At 46.2% G+C, this 19,809-nt stretch carries 19 protein-coding genes and 1 other RNA gene; 4 read left to right on the plus strand and 16 right to left on the minus strand.

The genetic code is table 11. The features are described from left to right. Positions 1–20: 20 nt before the first annotated feature. The 11 genes from murG to rsmI form a co-directional block, all read right to left on the minus strand. Positions 21–1,097 carry an undecaprenyldiphospho-muramoylpentapeptide beta-N-acetylglucosaminyltransferase gene (gene murG, locus OCU46_RS11805; RefSeq protein ID WP_141270766.1) on the minus strand — a complete coding sequence of 359 codons (1,077 nt, stop codon included), beginning with the start codon at positions 1,095–1,097 and terminating at the stop codon, positions 21–23. Positions 1,098–1,099: 2 nt separating this feature from the next. After that, positions 1,100–2,368 carry a cell division protein FtsW gene (gene ftsW / locus OCU46_RS11810; RefSeq protein WP_141270767.1) on the minus strand — a complete coding sequence of 423 codons (1,269 nt, stop codon included), beginning with the start codon at positions 2,366–2,368 and terminating at the stop codon, positions 1,100–1,102. A gap of 58 nt (positions 2,369–2,426) precedes the next feature. Continuing rightward, the gene (gene murD / locus OCU46_RS11815) at positions 2,427–3,755 is read right to left on the minus strand and encodes a UDP-N-acetylmuramoyl-L-alanine--D-glutamate ligase (RefSeq protein WP_141270768.1); all 1,329 of its coding nucleotides are present in this window, start codon (positions 3,753–3,755) and stop codon (positions 2,427–2,429) included. Positions 3,756–3,758: 3 nt separating this feature from the next. Continuing rightward, a complete protein-coding gene (mraY, locus tag OCU46_RS11820) occupies positions 3,759–4,841 on the minus strand; it encodes a phospho-N-acetylmuramoyl-pentapeptide-transferase (RefSeq protein ID WP_141270769.1) in 1,083 nt (360 codons plus the stop codon). Next, on the minus strand, positions 4,838–6,199 hold the full coding sequence (locus tag OCU46_RS11825; RefSeq protein WP_141270770.1) for a UDP-N-acetylmuramoyl-tripeptide--D-alanyl-D-alanine ligase: 1,362 nt from the start codon (positions 6,197–6,199) through the stop codon (positions 4,838–4,840). Before OCU46_RS11825 ends, mraY begins: the two co-directional genes overlap by 4 nt. Then, positions 6,199–7,683, minus strand: a complete 1,485-nt coding sequence (gene murE / locus OCU46_RS11830) for a UDP-N-acetylmuramoyl-L-alanyl-D-glutamate--2,6-diaminopimelate ligase (protein WP_141270771.1) — start codon at positions 7,681–7,683, stop codon at positions 6,199–6,201. Before murE ends, OCU46_RS11825 begins: the two co-directional genes overlap by 1 nt. A gap of 8 nt (positions 7,684–7,691) precedes the next feature. After that, the gene (locus tag OCU46_RS11835; protein WP_141270772.1) at positions 7,692–9,449 is read right to left on the minus strand and encodes a penicillin-binding transpeptidase domain-containing protein; all 1,758 of its coding nucleotides are present in this window, start codon (positions 9,447–9,449) and stop codon (positions 7,692–7,694) included. After that, positions 9,449–9,784 (minus strand): cell division protein FtsL, encoded by a 336-nt coding sequence (gene ftsL, locus OCU46_RS11840; RefSeq protein ID WP_141270773.1) that lies wholly within the window; start codon positions 9,782–9,784, stop codon positions 9,449–9,451. Before ftsL ends, OCU46_RS11835 begins: the two co-directional genes overlap by 1 nt. Further along, the gene (gene rsmH / locus OCU46_RS11845; RefSeq protein ID WP_141270774.1) at positions 9,781–10,731 is read right to left on the minus strand and encodes a 16S rRNA (cytosine(1402)-N(4))-methyltransferase RsmH; all 951 of its coding nucleotides are present in this window, start codon (positions 10,729–10,731) and stop codon (positions 9,781–9,783) included. Before rsmH ends, ftsL begins: the two co-directional genes overlap by 4 nt. A 226-nt stretch (positions 10,732–10,957) precedes the next feature. After that, an RNA gene (rnpB, locus tag OCU46_RS11850) (RNase P RNA component class A) lies at positions 10,958–11,338 on the minus strand. Between the two features lie 63 nt (positions 11,339–11,401). Then, entirely contained in the window at positions 11,402–12,265 is an 864-nt protein-coding gene (gene rsmI / locus OCU46_RS11855) for a 16S rRNA (cytidine(1402)-2'-O)-methyltransferase (RefSeq protein WP_141270775.1), read from the minus strand. 62 nt (positions 12,266–12,327) lie between these two features. On the opposite strand from rsmI, the gene OCU46_RS11860 reads away from it, so the two are divergent. Genes OCU46_RS11860 through OCU46_RS11875 form a run of 4 tightly spaced genes read left to right on the plus strand, consistent with a single transcriptional unit; the run spans position 12,328 to position 15,904 of the window. Next, the gene (locus OCU46_RS11860) at positions 12,328–14,154 is read left to right on the plus strand and encodes a penicillin-binding protein activator (RefSeq protein ID WP_141270776.1); all 1,827 of its coding nucleotides are present in this window, start codon (positions 12,328–12,330) and stop codon (positions 14,152–14,154) included. Then, complete coding sequence (locus OCU46_RS11865) at positions 14,138–14,506, plus strand: YraN family protein (RefSeq protein ID WP_141270777.1); 369 nt, start codon at positions 14,138–14,140, stop codon at positions 14,504–14,506. Before OCU46_RS11860 ends, OCU46_RS11865 begins: the two co-directional genes overlap by 17 nt. Before the next feature lie 2 nt (positions 14,507–14,508). Further along, entirely contained in the window at positions 14,509–15,099 is a 591-nt protein-coding gene (locus OCU46_RS11870; protein ID WP_017026832.1) for a phosphoheptose isomerase, read from the plus strand. Between the two features lie 28 nt (positions 15,100–15,127). Continuing rightward, complete coding sequence (locus OCU46_RS11875; protein ID WP_141270778.1) at positions 15,128–15,904, plus strand: BON domain-containing protein; 777 nt, start codon at positions 15,128–15,130, stop codon at positions 15,902–15,904. 58 nt (positions 15,905–15,962) lie between these two features. Here the strand turns inward: OCU46_RS11875 and sspB are convergent, their stop codons facing one another. The 5 genes from sspB to petA all read right to left on the minus strand — a co-directional run bounded on the left by sspB (position 15,963) and on the right by petA (position 19,760). Beyond that, on the minus strand, positions 15,963–16,451 hold the full coding sequence (sspB, locus tag OCU46_RS11880) for a ClpXP protease specificity-enhancing factor (RefSeq protein ID WP_208733532.1): 489 nt from the start codon (positions 16,449–16,451) through the stop codon (positions 15,963–15,965). Then, positions 16,451–17,086, minus strand: coding sequence for a stringent starvation protein SspA (sspA, locus tag OCU46_RS11885; protein WP_141270780.1), 636 nt, complete (start codon positions 17,084–17,086; stop codon positions 16,451–16,453). Before sspA ends, sspB begins: the two co-directional genes overlap by 1 nt. 84 nt (positions 17,087–17,170) lie before the next feature. After that, positions 17,171–17,908 carry a cytochrome c1 gene (locus OCU46_RS11890; RefSeq protein WP_141270781.1) on the minus strand — a complete coding sequence of 246 codons (738 nt, stop codon included), beginning with the start codon at positions 17,906–17,908 and terminating at the stop codon, positions 17,171–17,173. Next, positions 17,908–19,170 carry a cytochrome b gene (locus tag OCU46_RS11895; RefSeq protein ID WP_141270782.1) on the minus strand — a complete coding sequence of 421 codons (1,263 nt, stop codon included), beginning with the start codon at positions 19,168–19,170 and terminating at the stop codon, positions 17,908–17,910. Before OCU46_RS11895 ends, OCU46_RS11890 begins: the two co-directional genes overlap by 1 nt. Then, a complete protein-coding gene (petA, locus tag OCU46_RS11900) occupies positions 19,170–19,760 on the minus strand; it encodes a ubiquinol-cytochrome c reductase iron-sulfur subunit (RefSeq protein WP_017026826.1) in 591 nt (196 codons plus the stop codon). Before petA ends, OCU46_RS11895 begins: the two co-directional genes overlap by 1 nt. Positions 19,761–19,809: the final 49 nt, after the last annotated feature.

Here is a 19,809-nt window from a genome sequence, read left to right on the forward strand (position 1 = left end):
TTGCTCAGTTTTGTTCGAGATTATTGGTCATTGCGGTTGCTCAGAGCGACTATCGCCTCTGCAACCACTTTATCTGCATCAAGCTTAGCTGCTTGACGTGATTTAATTGCCATCTCGAGCAATGAGGCTCTATCTAGCCCCTGAATAGTTTGTGTTAATTTGGCGGCAGAAAGGTTCTGCTGCTCAATCATTTTTGCAGCGTCAGCGTCGACTAGGTAGTCGCCATTGAGCGCTTGTTGTCTATCTTTATGCGGGTAAGGAATGAATATCGCCGCCAAGCCCGCAGCTGAAACCTCAGACACTGTCAATGCGCCAGAGCGACATACAATTAAGTCAGCCCACTCATAAGCAGCAGCTACATCATCAATGAACTCAGAGACTTTTGCTTGTTGGACACCATTATCGCGGTAACGAGTCTCTACATCTTCAAGGTTGTCTTTACCCACCTGATGCCAAACCGTATAACCACTACCTAGTGCTGCAATAGTTTCTGGTAGCGTGTGATTTAGAATGCGAGCACCTTGGCTACCGCCCATCACTAAGATTCGAATATCACCCTCGTGAGATGCAAGCCTAGTCTGCGGGGACTCAAGCGCGACAACATCAGTTCTAACTGGGTTACCCACCACTTCTGCATTAGGAAACGCACCTGGAAAGGCTTGGAATACCTTACTCGCCACCTTTGCTAACCAACCGTTAGTCAGGCCAGCAACGGCATTTTGTTCGTGCAATACCAGTGGAATACCGCACTGACGCGCAGCAATACCACCGGGGCCACTCACATAACCGCCCATCCCTAAAACCACATCTGGGTTGTAGCGTTTAATGTGTGCTTTCGCCTGACTAATGGCATTAATGATCTGAAAAGGAGCCTTGATTAACTTACCTAGGCCTTGGCCTCTTAGCCCTTTCACCTTGATGAAATCTATCTCGATACCATGCTTTGGTACAAGGTCGGCCTCCATACGATCAGCCGTACCCAACCAGCGGATTTCCCATCCTTGTTGCTGCAGGTATTTCGCCACTGCAAGCCCAGGAAAAACGTGACCGCCAGTGCCACCCGCCATCACCAAGAGTCGCTTTTTATTGTTTGTCATTATTAGGCTACACCTTGCTTTACTTCGTCTTGTTTCACGTCGTCTACTTGTAACGACTCTTTATAATCTTGTACTCGATGCTCATGATCGATTCGTATTACGATAGCTACCGCGATGGACATTATGATAAGGCTCGAGCCACCATAACTGATTAATGGCAGGGTCAAACCTTTGGTTGGTACCATACCGGCGGCTGCGCCAACGTTGACGACAGTCTGAAATGCAAACCAAATTCCAAAGCCTAACGCGAGATAACCGCTAAACACATCCCCGGCATCAAACGCTCGTTTGCCTATAAATACTGACTTAAACACTAGAGCAAAGATCAGCAGTAAAATACCCATCACGCCAATAAAGCCTAGCTCTTCTCCCATCACAGCAAACACAAAGTCAGTATGTGCTTCAGGAAGGTAGGCGAGCTTCTGAATTGAATTTCCTAAACCTTGGCCGAACCACTCTCCTCGACCAAATGCCATTAATGATTGAGTCAATTGGTAGCCACTACCAAAGGGGTCTTCCCATGGGTCTAAAAAGGAGGTCACACGCTTCATTCGGTATGGCTCGATCAAAATCAAAACACCGATACCTATGATCCCAGCAAACACAAGCGCAAGGAACTGCCAAAGCTTGGCGCCTGCAATAAATAACATCCCGAAGACCGTCACCAACATTACGACGACAGTACCTAGATCGGGTTGCCCAAGAAGCAAGATCGCCAGTGAAGCAAAGACAATAAATGGCTTAAAGAAGCCACTCGTAAAGCTTGCTCTTACTTCTTGTTGCTTGCGATATAAATAGCTAGCCATAAAGATAAACAGTGCTAGCTTAGCCAGTTCGGCAGGCTGAAAGTTGATGGGACCCAAAGGGATCCAACGCGATGCACCATTTACTGACTTACCCGCAAGTAGCACGAACAGCAGCAGAAACATACAAATAAACAATAACTTAGAGCTATTTTTCAACCAGTAATGGGTTGGGACGTGTATGACAACGCCCATCACCACGAGTGCAAGACACAAATAAAAGGCGTGACGAATCGCATAATGGAATGGGTAACCATAATGAGAGTAACTCACGGGTAGCGAAGCAGACGTCACCATCACCAAGCCTATAAGCATTAGGATTAGTGATAACCACACCAACTGCCTATCAAATAGCACTGGTAATGCAGAATATTGCTGAGCGTCGTCTAACGACTCTTCAGAAGAATCTTGCTCAGGGCTTAATGTGGGAGTCGGTTCCTTTCCATGGAAACGAGAGAGCCAACGCATATTTCTCACTTTGTCCTAATCTCTAGATTGATTTGCATCCTGCTACGCATAGCGGACGCTAAGCATCCTGCGTCTGAGCGAGCCGAGTAAACACATCTCCGCGCTGCATAAAATTCGCAAACTGATCGAAACTGGCGCAGGCAGGAGAAAGCATCACCATATCACCTGCTTTGGCTTTCTGTCGAATAGCAGTTACTGCTTCTTGCATGCTATCAAAGTAAACACTGTTTTCAGATAGTGAAATCAACTGCTTACCATCTGCACCGAAACAGCAAAGCTCAACATCTAAGGAGGCAAGAGTTGGCTTTAGTTCACTAAAATCAGCCCCTTTACCATCACCGCCGACAAGTAAATACAAACGACCAGCAATTTTTAGCCCCTTTAGAGCCGCTAATGTGCTGGCAACATTGGTCGCTTTAGAATCATTGACCCAGATAATATCGTTTTCACGACTGACAACCTGACAACGGTGCGTCAGGCCCGTGTAAGTTTTTAGTGCGTCGAGTGAGGATTCAACCTTGATACCCGCAGATTCCAGCAATGCGATAGCAACAATGGCATTGAGCATATTGTGCTGACCAACAATGGAGAGATCATTCGCAGCCAAAAGGCGCTGTGTATGGCTAGTTAACCATGTCTGCCCTTGAAAATCAGAAAGCGTATAATCGCCAGTAGCAACACCAAATTCTATCAGTCCATCGACATTCTCTGGATAGGTTGCCTCATCATCAGCGTTAACGATCTTAACCTCAGCATGTTCAAAAATACGAAGCTTAGCCTGACGATAGTCGTGCATTCCCTCATATCTATCCATATGATCTTCGGATAGGTTGAGAAACGCGGCTGCTCGCAGTTTTAGACTTGAGGTCGTTTCAAGTTGAAAGCTGGATAGTTCAAGCACGTATAAGTCAGCATCACTATCGAGCAACTCAAGAGCCGGTACGCCAATATTGCCGCCAACCGCTGTTTTCACACCAGCTGCGTTAGCCATAACACCCGTAAGATCGGTAACCGTACTCTTGCCGTTAGAACCGGTAATCGCCAGCACGGGCTTATTCACCGCCCAGGCAAATAACTCAATATCACCGACTACAGGTACACCTAAGTCTACGGCTTGAGTTAATTGTGGCGTAGCAAGTGCAATGCCTGGACTTACCACGATGAGGTCTGCCTCATTGAGCCATTGCTGATTCCAGCCTCCGCTGTGCAGTGAAACATCATCAGACAACTGCTCGGCACCTGGTGCGACAGGTCGAGTGTCAATCACACGAATATGCAGTGGCGCATCCAGTTGTTCAGAAACCTTTTGCAGGTGCCTAACCACAGACAAACCAGTGATTCCAAGCCCTACGACAACGACATCACGAATACCTTGCCACTTTGTCATGGATTAACGCACCTTCAGGGTAGCCAGACCAATCAGTACTAGCACGATAGAGATAATCCAAAAACGAACAATAACGCGAGGTTCAGGCCAGCCTTTTAGCTCATAGTGGTGGTGAATAGGAGCCATACGAAACACTCGCTGTCCGCGCAGTTTGTATGAGCCTACCTGAAGGATTACCGACAAGGTCTCCATTACAAAAACGCCCCCCATAATGACCAGTACGAACTCTTGACGAACAAGAACCGCAATCGTGCCCAAGGCACCACCTAAAGCAAGAGAGCCCACATCGCCCATAAATACTTGGGCTGGATAGGTGTTAAACCACAGGAAGCCCAGACCAGCACCGACGATAGCGGTACAGAAAATTACAAGCTCACTGGTGTAAGGGATATAAGGGATATGCAGGTACTGAGCGAAGTTAACATTACCCGTCGCGTAGGCGATAACAGCAAAACCTGCTGCAACCAAAATGGTCGGCATAATCGCTAGACCGTCCAAGCCATCAGTTAGGTTTACTGCGTTACTGGTACCGACAATAACAAAGTAGGTAAGAACAATATAAAACAGGCCTAATTGAGGCATGATGTCTTTGAAAAATGGTACAACTAGCTGGGTGGCCGCCGTATCTTTACCATGCGCATATAGCGCGAAAGCAACCACAATAGCGATGGCCGATTGCCAGAAATATTTCCAACGCGCTATCAGACCATCAGTATTTTTGCGAACCACCTTGCGGTAGTCATCTACAAAACCGACCGCGCCATAGCCAAGCAATACTGCGAGCACCGCCCATACATAAGGGTTGGACAGATTTGCCCACAACAGTACCGTAATAGTAATTGCGGCGAGAATCATCACTCCGCCCATGGTAGGTGTACCATGCTTGCTTAAGTGTGATTCAGGACCGTCATGGCGAACTACTTGACCGATTTGCAGTAGTTGCAAACGTCGGATCAACTTAGGCCCCATCCAAAGGGATAGAACTAATGCAGTTATAATGCTGAGTATCGAACGAAAAGAAAGATAATCAAAAAGACGAAAGAACGAAAAGTAAGGCTGTAGTAAATCCGCTAGCCAGATAATCATTTAAGCTTCTCCTTCAAAGCAGCGGCAATCTTGCTCATCTGCGCACTATTTGCGCCCTTAACGAGCAAGGTATGTTGAGTGTGTGGTTGAGTAGAGAGTTGCTGTTCAATAAAAGCCATTAAGCTTTGGTGATCATCAAAATGACGCCCATGAGTAACATCACTAATTATTTTAGTGTCGTCCCCATAAGTCAGCACATGCTCAAACCCAAATTTTGCTGCATATTCACCGACTTGCCGATGAAGTTCAAGACTTTCTTTACCTAATTCAGCCATAAATCCCAAGATCAGCCAACGGCTTCCTTCGAACCCACCAAGCAAGTCAGCTGCAGCCTTCATCGCAGGTACGCTAGCATTATAACTATCGTCAATAAGGCGAATGTTGTCTGTCAGTTGCTCCACCGCAACTCGCCCCTTAACTTGAGCAACAGATTCGAGTCCACGAACCACTGTGGGCAGCTCAGTTCCCATATTCAAGGCAATCGCTGCCGCCGCGACGGCATTCGCCACATTGTGGCGTCCAACAACCCCAAGTTTTACCTCTGCCATGCCAAATGGGGTATGCAGATGAAAACTCGCTAACCCATTACTATCTATAGAAATATTACCAGCATAGTACTCCGCCAATGAGTTATCTAAAGAGAAGGTTTGTACGCGCTTATTTTCAAGCAAGGCTTGCCATAACTCTCCGCCTTGGCTCTCCAAGTTATAAAGTGCAAGACCACCTTCATCTAAAGTAGAAAATATCTCGCCCTTGGCTCGCATTACACCCTGCATTGAGCCAAACCCCTCAAGATGAGCAGCTGCAACGTTATTCACCAGAGCAATATCAGGCTGCACTAAGTTCACTGTATATTCAATTTCATGCTCGTGGTTTGCACCCAGCTCAATAACAGAAAAATCGTGTTGCGTAGTGGCGCGCAGTAGAGTGAGTGGAGCGCCTATATCATTATTGAAGTTTCCTGCGGTAGCTAAAACTTCACCTCTCAAAGATAGAATAGAGGCAAGCATCTCTTTTACTGTGGTTTTACCACAACTCCCGGTGATGGCGACCTTAGGCATATCTGTTTTAGCAAAATTCCAAGCGCCTAGTTTTCCTAGGGCCAACTTACTATCTTCAACAATGAGTTGTGGAACAGGTAAAGGCAGTTCTTTCTCTACCAGTAAAGCAACAGCACCCTGCTCTACCGCTTGTTCACAAAAGTTATGAGCATCAAAGCGCTCTCCAACTAAGGCCACAAACAAGCCATTGCCGTCGATGTTGCGACTATCCGTGGAAACTGACTCAATCGTTAAGTTGCTTCCAAGCAAACGTCCGTCTACAGCAGTGGCCATATCCGATAATTGAGTGCTTATCATTAAACTAACTCCAACAAGGTCATTGCCGATTCACGATCAGAGTAATGAATAGTGTCATCTCCTAAGATTTGATAATCCTCGTGTCCTTTACCAGCAAGTAAAATAATGTCTTTAGACGTTGCATGTTCAATAGCATAGGACAAGGCTTTGAATCTATCATGCTCAACAGTCACAGATTGTTGATTTGAAACGCCTTTTAACATGCCTTGGATGATGTGAGCTGGATCTTCGCTCCGCGGGTTGTCATCAGCAAGGATAATGCGATCGGCAAACCGTTCCCCGATCTGTGCCATCATAGGTCGCTTGCCACTGTCTCTATCGCCACCACAACCAAAGATTGCCCACAGCTGTCCTTCACAATGCACTCGCAAGGCACACAGTGCTTTTTCCAAGGCATCTGGAGTATGAGCATAGTCCACCACTACTTTAGCTTTGTCAGCCGCTTGAAAGAGTTCCATTCGGCCAATGACAGGCTGAAGTTGCGTTGCTGCCTTTTGTAAGACTCTGATATCAAAGCCCAAACTAAGAAGAGTAGTAAAGGCCAGCAGCAGATTACTCGCATTAAACTCACCGATAAGCGGCGCCTTTAACACTCCTTTACCCCAGCTACTATCAAAGCTAATTTCTATACCCTGCTCAGAGTAACGAATATTACTCGCGTACATATACTGCTTAGCTTGAGGTTTTTCTAGCAAAGATACGGCAATCGCGTCAGGCAATAATTCCAACCACTCTTGACCTATAGAGTCATCAGCATTAATCACCTTATGTTTACATGAATGTTCGGTAAATAGGCTCAGTTTTGCCTTAGCGTATTCCGCCATACTTCCGTGATAATCAAGGTGATCTCGACTGAGATTGGTAAACACAGCTGCGACAAATTTTAGCGCCTTGATACGATGCTGGACTAAGCCATGTGAAGAGGTTTCTAGAGCCGTAATATCAGCGCCAAGCTCACTCAGCTGCGATAGTGTTCTACACACTTCAATAGCGCTGCCTGTGGTGTTTTTTGCTTCTTTGAGAGAAGAGAGAAAACCATTACCGGTTGTGCCCATCACTGCAGCTTGCTTACCTACGCTATCTAGCCACTGGGCGATAATTTGCGTAATCGTCGTTTTGCCATTTGTCCCAGTAACCGCAATAAGATCCATATTATCAAAGCGATATAAACGGCTCGCTAGTGCAGATAGATTGAGGCTCAGGCTGTCCAAATACAGCACTGGAGTATCATCCATCCAGACGCTACTACCATGAGGGTAATCTTCATCACTTTCCGCAATGACTAGACTTGCTCCGGCTTTTACCGCATTTGAGATAAAGCGTCTGCCGTCAACTGTATGCCCTTTAATGGCCACGAAGGTAGAGCCTGGTTGGATTTGCCTGCTATCTAGCTCTAAGTCCGATACTGAAATATGAGCCAGTTTCTCACTTAGGTTATTCAGCCAAGGCTGAACTAGATGCTGTAGTGTGCATTGAACATTCATACTATTTATTAACTTTTATTAGCATCGGGCGGCACATTCAATATCTGCAGTGCTCCCTTCAAAACTTCGGAAAAAACAGGGGCCGCTACAGAGCCACCATAATAATCATCACCTTGCGGCTCATTAACCACCACAACCAAGGCAACCCTTGGGTTACTGATTGGTGCAACACCCGCGGTGATCGTCACATACTCATCACTGTATCCACCAGCCTTGGCTTTACGGGAGGTGCCCGTTTTAGCGCCAACACGGTAACCAGGTACAGCGGCTCGAGTTGCTGTGCCCCCTTTTTGAGTAACGGACTCAAGCATCTCGAGAACTTCACGCGCATGCTTTGGGTTAGCTACCTGTTTAGCATCTAGATTTTTTGCATCTTTAATAATATGCAATGGTTTGAAGCTGCCGTAACTGCCTAATGTCGCATACGCATGTGCCAACTGCAGTGGAGTTACTGATAAGCCGTAACCAAATGAGAGAGTCGCAATTTCAAATTGTGACCAGCGGCGTCGGTTAGGGAATAAGCCCGTGGTTTCACCAACCAGATTAATTCCAGACGTAGAACCAAAACCCACTGATTGATACATACCCAGCAAAGAATCTAAAGGCATACCCAGCGCTAATGTGGCTACACCAATGTTGCTCGATTTTTGTAAAATCGTTTTAAGACCAGCCTTACCAACCTTCGAACTGTCTCGAACTCGGCTTCCACCGATACGCATGATCCCATTGCCAGTATCAATTACGGTATCAAGATCTGCGGTTCCATTATCTAATGCCGCTAATACAACAAATGGCTTAACCGAAGAGCCCGGTTCTAAAGAATCGGTAATCGCTCTGTTTCGCATTCGGAACGACTGCAGTTGATCACGAGTATTTGGGTTGTAAGAAGGTGAGTTGACCATCGCCAATATTCCACCGGTTTTTACGTCCAATAACACTACGCTACCTGAGGTGGCTCGGTGATCCGCTACTGCTTGTTTAATTGCGCGATAAGCTATCGCTTGTAAGCGTTGATCTATGGTGAGCTGCAACGGATTGCCTTGCTTGCTTTCCGTCATAGAAATATTCTCTACCACTCGACCATCACGATCTTTGCGGACCTTACGTGAGCCAGCTTGGCCAGATAGGTAGTCGTCATAGCTTCGCTCAACCCCCTCCAAGCCATGGCTATCAATGCCTGTTACCCCAACAACATGAGCACTGATTTCACCCGTAGGGTAGTAACGGCGAGATTCGTCTCTCAGACCAATACCTTTTAGCTTCAACTCTCTAATGTATTTGGCCATGGCAGGGCTAACTTGGCGTTGCAAATAGATAAAACGGCGGTTTTTGTTTTTCTCTATTCGCTCAATCAAGTCGTCTCGATCAAGTTGCAGTACGTCGGCAAGAGCATGCCAGCGCGCCACATCTTGCAAAGCATCGCCCTTGGTAAAGATATTTCGAGGATCGGCATAAACCGCTTCTACTGGCACACTGACCGCTATCTGTTCACCATTGCGATCTGAAATGATTCCACGCGCTGAAGGCAGCGCCTTTACCCTAACTGAACGCATATCACCACGTTCAATTAATGTATCAGGTTCAATAACTTGGATATAAGCGACTCGAGCGAGCAGCGCGCCTAGCAATAGTAAAATAAAACCTAATACGGTTTGGTAGCGCCACTTAATAATGCTGGTATCAGTAGGAGCAACCTTGCTCGGTTCGACCTTTTTAGGAGTTCGCTTTCTAGCGGTCTTGACGGGTTTCTTTTTAGTCGGCTTCATTACAGTTTAACTATGACTTCCTTATCAGAGTCTGGTCGCTTCATTTCGAGTTCAGAGGTAGCCATTTTTTGAACACGACTGTGTTCTGAAAGGGCATTCTCCTCGAGAATCAGGTTGCGCCACTCATCATCTAATTGCTCACGCTCTTCAAGTGCGACGTCTTTTTGTGAAATAGCCTGTCGCGTCATGTGCGTGGTAAGTACTACGGTTATTGCGCTAAAAAAGAGAATGATCAACAAAAAAAGTGGCACACGACCTACTGTAAACAGGTCGCGAATAATCATCTTCCCTAGTAGTGGCACTTCAGTTTGAATCAACTTCCCTGATTCATTCATAGCTTTTCGGCAATCCTTAACACTGAGCTTCTTGCTCTAATATTGACGTCTAATTCTGAAACTGATGGCTTAATTGCCTTACCTACCGTTTTCATTGCAGCACTGCCAAGAGCACGAATCTGCTCTTCAGTCATAGGGATACCATGAGGAACCTGAGGACCACGGCTTTCTTTGCGCATGAACTGCTTCACCATTCTGTCTTCCAATGAGTGGAAGCTAATCACAGATAAGCGCCCCTCAGGAGCAAGAATGTTCTTTGCACCATTAAGTGCTGTGGCAATCTCATCTAATTCACTGTTGATGTAGATGCGGAATGCCTGAAATGAGCGAGTCGCAGGGTGCTTTTTCTCTTTAAAGCTTTTCGGCGCCGCCTCTGAGATAAGTTTAGCTAATTGACCGGTACGAAGAAGAGGTTCGTTCTCTTCATTCTCGCGATAAGCGACGATAGCCTTGGCGATACGCCATGCATGCTTATCTTCACCAAATTCACGAATCACCCATGTAATATCTTCAACATCCGCATCTTGTAACCACTGAGATACTGGAGTTCCAGATGTTGGGTCCATACGCATATCAAGCGGGCCATCCTTCATAAAGCTGAAACCGCGCTCGGCATCATCCAACTGAGGAGAAGAAACGCCAAGATCAAGAAGCACACCGTCTACTTTACCGACAAGGTCTCGCTCTTGTGCATATCCTTCCATACCTGAAAAAGGACCATGGATGATGGTAAATCTAGGGTCATCAATCTTGGCAGCTTCAGCAATGGCTTGCGGATCTCGGTCAATACTAAACAGTCGACCATTCTCGCCCAGTTTAGACAAAATAACTCGGCTGTGACCACCGCGTCCAAAGGTACCATCGATATACGTACCATCTGGTTTGATGTTAAGACCATCAACGGATTCGTCGAGTAAAACGGAGACGTGTTTAAAGGATTCGCTCATTACAAAAGCTCGATTTAATTTAGATAACTATTAGCTTAGTGTACTGAAATAGTCAGGTTTAGTCAGCGTTAGTGAGTAAAATCACCAAATAATTACTTAAACAGTGCAAAGGGTTGCACCTTTGATGTGCTTTACTCGAAGGGAAAGACCTATAAAGACTGAGCTACAGGTCATTTTGGCAGATTCTAGATAGCAAAAAGCCCCGCCAAGGCGGGGCTTCTTCAATAGGTGGAGCTTACCTATAAGCCGGGTTCTGTATCCGCTTGCGCGGTGATAGCCATTCGTCTAGGCCAGCAATCGCTCACTGGCTCGAGCAACCTACCCGCCCTCTTACGCGAGCAACGCAATGTGAGAGCCTATTTGGTCTTGCTTCGGGTGGAGTTTACCCTGCTACGAACTGTTGCCAGTCGCACGGTGCGCTCTTACCGCACCCTTTCACCCTTACCTGTACCCGAAGGTCATCGGCGGTCTTCTCTCTGCTGCACTTGTCGTGGGCTTGCGCCCCCCAGGCGTTACCTGGCACCCTGCTCTATGAAGCCCGGACTTTCCTCCCCTCCGTCAGTCTCCCGAAGGACATCAACGAAGCAGCGACTATCTGGTTAGCTCCGGGGCGGATTGTACTGACAAAGATCACAGATGTCTAATCAAATAAGGGCTTAACCCCTATCCGCTACTCTATATGCTCAAGTCCCCACTTATAGAGTGCATTCTTTTTCAAACTATAGATCTCTGCGGTTAGAGCTGCCGCTTTCTTCAAAGGCAATTCTTTAGTCAAAATAGCTAAAGTGCGGCGCGCTTCTTCTGGCAACTCATCGCTGGCTTCTTCACGGTAACCGTGAACCAGCAATACCATCTCTCCACGAATACGGTTGGCATCTTCTTCAAGCCATGGAATAAGCTCACCTAAAGGCATCCCCTGAATAGTTTCGAACGTCTTAGTTAGCTCGCGCGCCAACACTACTTGGCGATCTGGCCCTAATACCTGCAGCATATCGGCGAGAGAATCCATGATTCTGTGCGGCGATTCATAAAAAATACAGGTACGTTCTACCTTAGCAAGCTCAAGGAAGCGATCTTTTCTGCCTTTACTCTTTGGCGGTAAGAAGCCTTCAAAGCTAAAACGATCCGACGGTAAGCCTGCCGCGCTCAAAGCGGTAATTACCGCGCAAGCTCCCGGTAAGGGAACAACGCGAACACCGGCCTGACGACACTGGTTAACCAAGTGATAGCCAGGGTCGCTGATTAAAGGAGTTCCAGCATCAGAAACTAATGCAATTGATTGACCTTCAAGGAGTTTTTCCACTAGAACTTGAGCTTTCTGTTGCTCATTGTGGTCATGCAAGGCAAAGGTGCGCGTTCCCACATTTAGATGTGAAAGCAGTCGCCCTGTGTGACGAGTATCTTCCGCTGCAATCAGGTCTACCCCATTCAATACTTCAATAGCACGCTGCGTAATATCGCCTAAATTCCCTATTGGAGTAGGGACGATATAGAGGGTCGCTGTCGAAGAATCAAAAGAATTGTTATCTGTCATTTGTTTACCGTCACTTGAGGGATTAATATAGAGGTAATTAATCCACAATTATTAAAGAACTCATGGCGCAAAAAAATCGATCTGGATACAGTGTATCACGCATTCTTACTCCCATTGCATTGTCTGTACTTCTTGCGGCTTGTTCAAGCCCCTCTTCTGATCCAGAAGCTGCGCAACAATCCAATATTCTCAATCAGCCAACACAAACCTCAGAATACTACCTAATCAAGGCTGATTCCTCTGACGGTTCCGAACAAATTGATTGGTTAATTTTATCTTTGAAAGCAGCTGTTGAGGAAGACAATGCAAGCCTAGCTAATCGTATTATCCAGCGTCTTGCTCAGCAAAACATGTCTGAAACACAACAAGCAGAATGGCAGTTAGCGCGAGCTCAGTTGCTTCTCAACGAAGAACAGCCAACCGATGCGTTAAAGCAACTAAACTTCCGCAATGAATGGCGACTAGAGCGCACACAATGGCAACGTTATTACGAGCTACGCTCTGAAATCTATCAAGATCTTTATCAGCCGCTAGATGCCGCTAGAGAGCAAGTACTTCGCGCTGATTTTCTATCGGAAGAGCAACAACAAGAGAACGTTGACCAAATCTGGGCATTAATGAACAGCGTAACCGTCGACGAACTTGAGGCAATGCAAATTGCTGAAAATGAACATGAGTTGAAGGGGTGGCAAGAGTTGGCTATCGACAATCAGTCGTACAGCCACAACCTTCCGAAACTGCAGAAATCGTTGCAAGCTTGGATTGACGAGAACTTTAGTCATCCTGCAGCCCTCTATACTCCTCAAGAAATAAAAGACATTCTTGCTTTAGAGATCGTCCAACCAAATAAAACCGCGCTTGTTCTTCCGCTTAGTGGCAAGTTTGCTAAACAAGCTGAAGTTATCAGAGATGGCTTCGTTTTCGCGATGATGAACGATGATGCGCGACTTCCTGAAGCAGAGTACGTCGTTATTGATAGTAATAAAAACGATACGACTCAGATTCAGCAGCAGCTAGAAGAACAGAATGTCGACTTTGTAGTTGGTCCTTTAATGCGCAACACGATTGAAGAACTGCAAGATATTCAGCAAGACAGCGACAAACCAATTCCTATGCTTGCCCTCAACTTTCCAAAAGAAATTCTGGAAGGTACCGACTTCTGTTATGTCACACTATCTCCAGAGCAAGAAGCGGCAGAGGCGGCAAGACACCTTGCGGATACTGGCGCTAAATATCCATTGATCATTGCACCTCGTGGAAGCTATGGCCAGCGCATGGCTGACGCATTCAATGAGGAATGGAGCAAGAACAACGACACCAAGAGTGCAGTTTCATACTTCAGGTCTAAGAACCAACTGCAGTTTGCTATAAATACTGTCTTTGGGCTTCAAGATAGCCAAAAACGTATCGCGCAGATGGATAAGCTAATGGATATGGAAATGGAGTCTGAGCAGCGCTCTCGTAGAGATATTGATGCCGTTTACATCATTGCTGGTGATTCTGAACTCAACCTAATCAAGCCGTTTATTAACGTAGCAATCAACCCTGAAGCAACGCCACCTAAGTTGTATGCAAACTCTCGCAGTAATACAGGTGTGAAGCGTGCATCTCAAGATCTGTCTGGTGTTATCTACAGTGATATCCCAATGCTGGTAGAGCCGAATGAAGAGTTAGACAACCAGATGCAGGGCATCTGGGAAAAATCTAGCAATCAACAAAAACGTCTACGCGCACTGGGTATGGATGCTTACAGCCTGATCAACGCTTTGCCAAATATGAAAGTAAGTCCTGGTCATTCACTGCAAGGACAAACGGGAGTGCTTAGTATCGATGAGCAATGTGTAGTACAGCGCCAGCTTAGCTGGGCCGAGTATGAGTCTTCTAAGTAGACTTGCCATTGGGCACAAATATGAGGCCAAAGCACAGCGATACCTCGCTAAGCAAGGCCTCATATTTTTAGAAAAGAACTTTCGCGCAAAGTGTGGTGAAATTGACCTTATAATGCGCGATCAACGAGAGATTGTTTTTGTTGAGGTAAAATACCGAAAACAGCATCACTATGGTAGCGGAGCAGAAGCGGTTACCAGAGCTAAGCAATCAAAACTCAAAAAAACCGCCTTGTTGTGGTTGAGTAAAAACAACCTCTCCCCTGATCACACCTATTTTCGATTCGATGTCGTAGCTTTGAGCAGTGAGCTTAGCCAAATCGAGTGGATACAAAACGCAATTGTCGAAGGATAGAAATGCACGATAGCATAAAAGCCAGTTTTACAGAGAGTATACAGATTCAAATTGCAGCGGCTGAAGAGTTGCCTGATGCCATTACCCATGCCGCACAGGCTATGGTTAGTACGCTATTAAACGGTAAGAAGATTCTTTGCTGTGGTAATGGCGGCTCAAGCGCAAACTCCCAACAATTCGTTTCTTGTCTTTTAAATCGCTTTGAGACAGAGCGACCTAGCCTACCCGCGATGACGCTAACCTCAGATATCGCCACATTGACGGCGGTAGCTAACGATTATCACTACCAAGAAGTCTTTTCAAAACAAGTGAGAGCCATTGGCCAACAAGGCGATATCTTACTGGCTATCTCAACCAGTGGTAATAGTAAGAACATCATCAAAGCGATGGAAGCTGCGGTAACAAGGGATATGACCATCATTGCTCTAACCGGCAAAGATGGTGGTGAGATGGCGGGCCTATTAGGCGAACATGACGTAGAAATCAGAATTCCATCCAATCGCACAGCGCGTATCCATGAAGTTCATATGCTGACTCTACACTGCTTATGTGACCTTATTGATCAGGTACTATTCCCAGAACACGTTGAATAAAATTTGCTACTAGTGAGGATTTAGATCCATGTTGTACACTCGTAAACTCTCCTTATATGTCACGGCATTATTGTCGTGCCTTCTGCTCTCTGGCTGCGCTGGGATGTTTGTCAGCGATTCATCGGATATCGTGACCGATGACCGCTCTACTCGAGAGATCTGGAGTGACAATAACATAGAGTTTGAAGCGGCCGCCTTAGGTAACAAACCACCATTCTCAGGTAAAGTACGTGTAGCAGCTAGCTCCTTTAGGGGGAAAGTGGTCTTAATTGGTCAAGCACCAACAGAAGAACTCAGCGCACAAGTCGAAGAGCATGTCGAAAAAATCGCTGGCGTTAAAAAGGTTTACAACCAACTGCGCGTACAACCGATGATCAATGTCTCTCAGATGAGCCGTGATAGTTGGATCACCGCCAAGGTGAAATCTGCTCTAGTGAGAGAAAACAAGCTAAAAGGCGTATCGGTTAAGGTGATTACTGAAAACAGTGAAGTCTTCCTTTTCGGTTATGTCACACCTGAAAATGCCGATGTTGCAACAGAGACAGCGCGCAACGTCAGTGGTGTAAAGTTGGTGATTCGTGGCTTTGAGATTGCAGACCTTGCAACCATTGAAGCAAAAACAGCCCCAGCGCCAACCAGTGATGCGAAAGCACCTGTAGCAGAAGCACCTGTCGTGGATGCTAGCGCAGAAGATACAACTGTTGAGAAAACGCCGCCAGTAGATAGCCCAGAAGGGAATATAATGGAAGGCGATGTAGTTATTGACCGCTCTGGAGATATCGTCGAAGAGTCCATTGAAAATTAACATTCGACGCAGAAAATAAAAAAAGGAGCCCTAGGGCTCCTTTTTAGTTTGTTTGGCGTTATTTCACCACGCGAAGGCTCGGGCGACCTTTAGGTCTTGGCGGTTCGTCATCAGGGTCTGGAGAGGCATCTTCTTCTGCCTCAACAACATCTTCAACCGCAGTTAAAGAGTCCGCTGAAGCTAGGTGATTCTCTTCTTCCAACTCTAAGTTATCATCGTAAGCCTCTTCAGGCTCAAACATTGTTCCTGCGCCATTTTCGCGAGCATAGATAGCCTGCACAGCATAAATAGGAACGATAACTGAATGAGGTCGACCACCAAAACGAGCATGAAACGTTAACGCTTCATTGCCAATTTCTAGGTTGCCTACAGCACGAGGAGCAACGTTCAAGATGATCTGTCCATCTTGCACATACTCTTCCGGTACGCGTACTCCTGGCATAGTAGCATCAACTACTAAATGAGGAGTCAGTTCATTCTCCGCCAACCAATCATAAAATGCGCGAAGCAGGTATGGTCGACGGGGAGTCATTGCAGAAATATCCATTAACGAACTAGACGCATCTCACGTTCTGCTTCAGTTAAAGAAGCTAGGAATGAATCACGCTCAAATACGCGGTTCATGTAGATCTTAAGCTCTTTTGAACCAGGACCTGTAAGCTCGATACCGAACGTAGGCAAACGCCACAATAGCGGTGCAAGGTAGCAATCAATTAAGCTAAAGTCTTCACTCATGAAGTACTCGCTTTCCGCAAATAGAGGACCAAGCATTAGTAGGTCATTGCGTAGTTTTTGACGTGCTTTCTCTTGCTCTTCGCCTGTTGTAGAGATGATCTTCTCTGCAACGCTGTACCAGTTACGCTGGATGCGGTACATCATAAGACGGTTCTTACCACGATCTACAGGGTATACAGGCATTAGCGGCGGATGCGGGAAACGCTCGTCAAGGTACTCCATGATGATCTTTGAATCGTACAGAGTCAGTTCACGATCAACTAGAGTTGGAACAGATTTGTATGGGTTCAATTCTGCAAGTTCAGCAGGTAGGTTCGCCTCGTCAACGAGTTCAACTTCGACGGCTACGCCTTTCTCAGCCAAAACGATACGTACCTGATGGCTAGCCATATCAGTAGCACTTGAGAATAGAGTCATCACAGAACGTTTATTGGCAGCTACAGCCATGAGCCCTCCGGTATAGTAATTTTAAATAGAAGAATGGAGGCAACACGCCTCCATTACAGAAATCAGCACGATATGATATCACAATCAGTGAATGTCACGCCAATACTCTTTATATAGAAGATAGCCAACACCAGTGAAAATCACTAGGAATAACAGCACCCAAACACCCATGCTTTCGCGCTCAACCTGAACAGGGTCACCTGCATATTCCAGGAAGTTCACAAGGTCGCGTACTGCGTCATCATATTCACTCTGGCTCAGCTCGCCAGTACCATCGGCTTTAACACCGACAACCACCTGTTCTTCTTGACCACCAACCATGTGCGTTTCAATAACAGGTTGAGGAACACCTTGTAGTTCTTGCAGTACATGAGGCATACCCACGCTCGGGAAGATCACGTTATTCACACCAAATGGACGGCTTGGATCTTCATAGAAAGAACGCAAGTAGGTGTACAACCAATCAACACCACGCACGCGAGCCGTTAACGTTAGGTCAGGTGGCGCAACACCGAACCATCTAGCCGCATCTTCTGCCGGCATGTTATTAACCATTAGGTCACCCACAACCGCTTCAGAATCAAACATCAGATTCTCACGCATCAGATCCAGTGGAATATCCAGATCGGTAGCAACACGTTCATAACGCTGGTATTGAGTCGAGTGACAAGCAAAGCAGTAGTTCATAAACGTCTGTGCACCACGCTGCAAAGACGCTTTGTCACGAATATCATTGTTTGCTTTATCCAGAGCGAAGTTACCGCCCGCAGCGAATCCAAGAGCAGGCACTAGCGCAAATAACAATACGAATAACTTTTTCATTATTTGGTGATCCTTGTCGGTAGTGTCTTAGTCTTTTCGTTCTTGCTGTAGATGAAGAGCACTACAAAGAACATGAAGTAACCTAGACTGAACAAACGAGATAGGTTCGTGTACAACTCAGTAGCAGGAAGCGTACCAAGCACACCTAGACCAATGAATGAAATCGTAAACTGAACCAAGTTGATCAAGTGGATCTTGCTTCTGTAACGGAAAGAACGCACATTACAACGGTCAATCCACGGCAGTAGGAACAACACAACAATTGAGCCACCAAAGAAGATAAAGCCAATCAACTTATCAGGTATCGCACGCAAAATGGCATAGTTCGGAGAGAAATACCAAACAGGTGCAATATGCTCAGGCGTTTTCAGTGGGTTAGCAACCTCAAAGTTAGGCGGCTCAAGGAAGAAGCCTCCCATCGCTGGGGCATAGAACAGCACGTAACTAAAGAACAATAAGAATACGCCAACATAGAACAGATCTTTTACAGTCCCGTATGGATGGAACGGCATTGAATCGATAATGTCGTATTTCTTGCTGTAGTCTTCATGGAACTTGAATTCTGGCTCGTAATCATCGCCCATAGTGCCTTTTGGCAGCTTAGTATCAATACCGTCAGGGTTGTTAGAACCCACTTCATGCAGTGCCAAAATATGCAAAGCAACAAGTAGTAATAGGACGATTGGCAAAGCAATAACGTGCAGAGCAAAGAAGCGGTTTAGAGTCGCACCAGAAATAACGTAATCACCGCGAATCCACAGTGTAAGGTCATCACCAATCACAGGGATAGCACCAAACAAGCCGATAATTACCTGTGCACCCCAGTAAGACATTTGCCCCCAAGGTAGCATGTAGCCCATGAAGGCCTCAGCCATCAGAACCACAAACAGCAACATACCAAATAACCACACGAGTTCACGTGGCTTTTGGTATGAACCGTAGATGAGGCCGCGGTACATGTGCAGATAAACAACAATAAAGAAGAAAGACGCGCCGGTAGAGTGCATGTAACGAAGAAGCCAACCGTACTCTACATCACGCATGATGTATTCAACAGAAGCGAATGCGCCCTCCGCTGAAGGTACGTAGTTCATGGTTAGCCAAATACCAGTAACGATCTGATTGACCAAAACCAGCATTGCTAGCGCACCAAAGATATACCAAAAATTTGAGTTCTTTGGCTGTGGATACTCCGACATGTGCTTACGGTAGGTATTCATAGCCGGGATGCGTTTTTCAATCCAGCCGAGTAAAGCCTCCATTACGCCTCTCCTTGGTCTTCGCCGATTAAAATTAGGTTATCATCCAGATACATATGTGGCGGTACGGCTAGGTTGTAAGGTGCAGGAACACCTTGGAAAACACGTCCAGCCATATCAAATTTAGAACCATGACATGGGCAGAAGAATCCCGACTTCACGCCGCTAACTTGCTCACCAAAGCTGTTCGGCAGGTAGGTTGGAGAGCAACCTAAGTGAGTACATAGGCCTACTGCGATAAAGATTTCTGGCTTCAAGGAACGATAAGGGTTTTGTGCGTAAGACGGTTGTTGTTCCTCAACTGAGTCTGGATCTCGCAATTGATCAGCAAGTTGCCCAAGCTCATCTAGCGTACCTTGCCCACGCTTAACAACCCAAACAGGTTGACCACGCCAGATTACACGGGCCATCTGCCCCTCTTCTAGCTTGCTAATATCGAACTCAACTGGAGCGCCAGCTGATTTAGCTCTAGCACTTGGATTCCAAGATTTGATAAAGGGTACAGCGACAGCTGCTGCTCCTAATCCCCCGACCACGGCTGTGGTGGCGGTTAGAAACTTGCGACGTCCATTATTTAGTGGCGCATTGCTCATCCAACATTCTCCCATTTGCTCCTTTGGATAGAATTACTCCTTCAACAGA

The organism is Vibrio comitans (genome assembly GCA_024346835.1).
Classification (GTDB): Bacteria; Pseudomonadota; Gammaproteobacteria; order Enterobacterales; family Vibrionaceae; genus Vibrio; species Vibrio comitans.

What these genes read in the sequence shown, in the direction of transcription:
- OCU46_RS11865 (WP_141270777.1), top strand. Translation starts at nt 14,138, where the DNA reads ATGAGTCTTCTAAGTAGACTTGCCATTGGGCACAAATATGAGGCCAAA.
- mraY (WP_141270769.1), bottom strand. Translation starts at nt 4,841, where the DNA reads ATGATTATCTGGCTAGCGGATTTACTACAGCCTTACTTTTCGTTCTTT.
- ftsW (WP_141270767.1), bottom strand. Translation starts at nt 2,368, where the DNA reads ATGCGTTGGCTCTCTCGTTTCCATGGAAAGGAACCGACTCCCACATTA.
- sspB (WP_208733532.1), bottom strand. Translation starts at nt 16,451, where the DNA reads ATGGATATTTCTGCAATGACTCCCCGTCGACCATACCTGCTTCGCGCA.
- murD (WP_141270768.1), bottom strand. Translation starts at nt 3,755, where the DNA reads ATGACAAAGTGGCAAGGTATTCGTGATGTCGTTGTCGTAGGGCTTGGA.
- OCU46_RS11825 (WP_141270770.1), bottom strand. Translation starts at nt 6,199, where the DNA reads ATGATAAGCACTCAATTATCGGATATGGCCACTGCTGTAGACGGACGT.
- rsmH (WP_141270774.1), bottom strand. Translation starts at nt 10,731, where the DNA reads ATGAGCGAATCCTTTAAACACGTCTCCGTTTTACTCGACGAATCCGTT.
- OCU46_RS11835 (WP_141270772.1), bottom strand. Translation starts at nt 9,449, where the DNA reads ATGAAGCCGACTAAAAAGAAACCCGTCAAGACCGCTAGAAAGCGAACT.
- murE (WP_141270771.1), bottom strand. Translation starts at nt 7,683, where the DNA reads ATGAATGTTCAATGCACACTACAGCATCTAGTTCAGCCTTGGCTGAAT.
- rsmI (WP_141270775.1), bottom strand. Translation starts at nt 12,265, where the DNA reads ATGACAGATAACAATTCTTTTGATTCTTCGACAGCGACCCTCTATATC.
- OCU46_RS11895 (WP_141270782.1), bottom strand. Translation starts at nt 19,170, where the DNA reads ATGGAGGCTTTACTCGGCTGGATTGAAAAACGCATCCCGGCTATGAAT.
- OCU46_RS11860 (WP_141270776.1), top strand. Translation starts at nt 12,328, where the DNA reads ATGGCGCAAAAAAATCGATCTGGATACAGTGTATCACGCATTCTTACT.
- OCU46_RS11890 (WP_141270781.1), bottom strand. Translation starts at nt 17,908, where the DNA reads ATGAAAAAGTTATTCGTATTGTTATTTGCGCTAGTGCCTGCTCTTGGA.
- sspA (WP_141270780.1), bottom strand. Translation starts at nt 17,086, where the DNA reads ATGGCTGTAGCTGCCAATAAACGTTCTGTGATGACTCTATTCTCAAGT.
- murG (WP_141270766.1), bottom strand. Translation starts at nt 1,097, where the DNA reads ATGACAAACAATAAAAAGCGACTCTTGGTGATGGCGGGTGGCACTGGC.
- petA (WP_017026826.1), bottom strand. Translation starts at nt 19,760, where the DNA reads ATGAGCAATGCGCCACTAAATAATGGACGTCGCAAGTTTCTAACCGCC.
- OCU46_RS11875 (WP_141270778.1), top strand. Translation starts at nt 15,128, where the DNA reads ATGTTGTACACTCGTAAACTCTCCTTATATGTCACGGCATTATTGTCG.
- ftsL (WP_141270773.1), bottom strand. Translation starts at nt 9,784, where the DNA reads ATGAATGAATCAGGGAAGTTGATTCAAACTGAAGTGCCACTACTAGGG.
- OCU46_RS11870 (WP_017026832.1), top strand. Translation starts at nt 14,509, where the DNA reads ATGCACGATAGCATAAAAGCCAGTTTTACAGAGAGTATACAGATTCAA.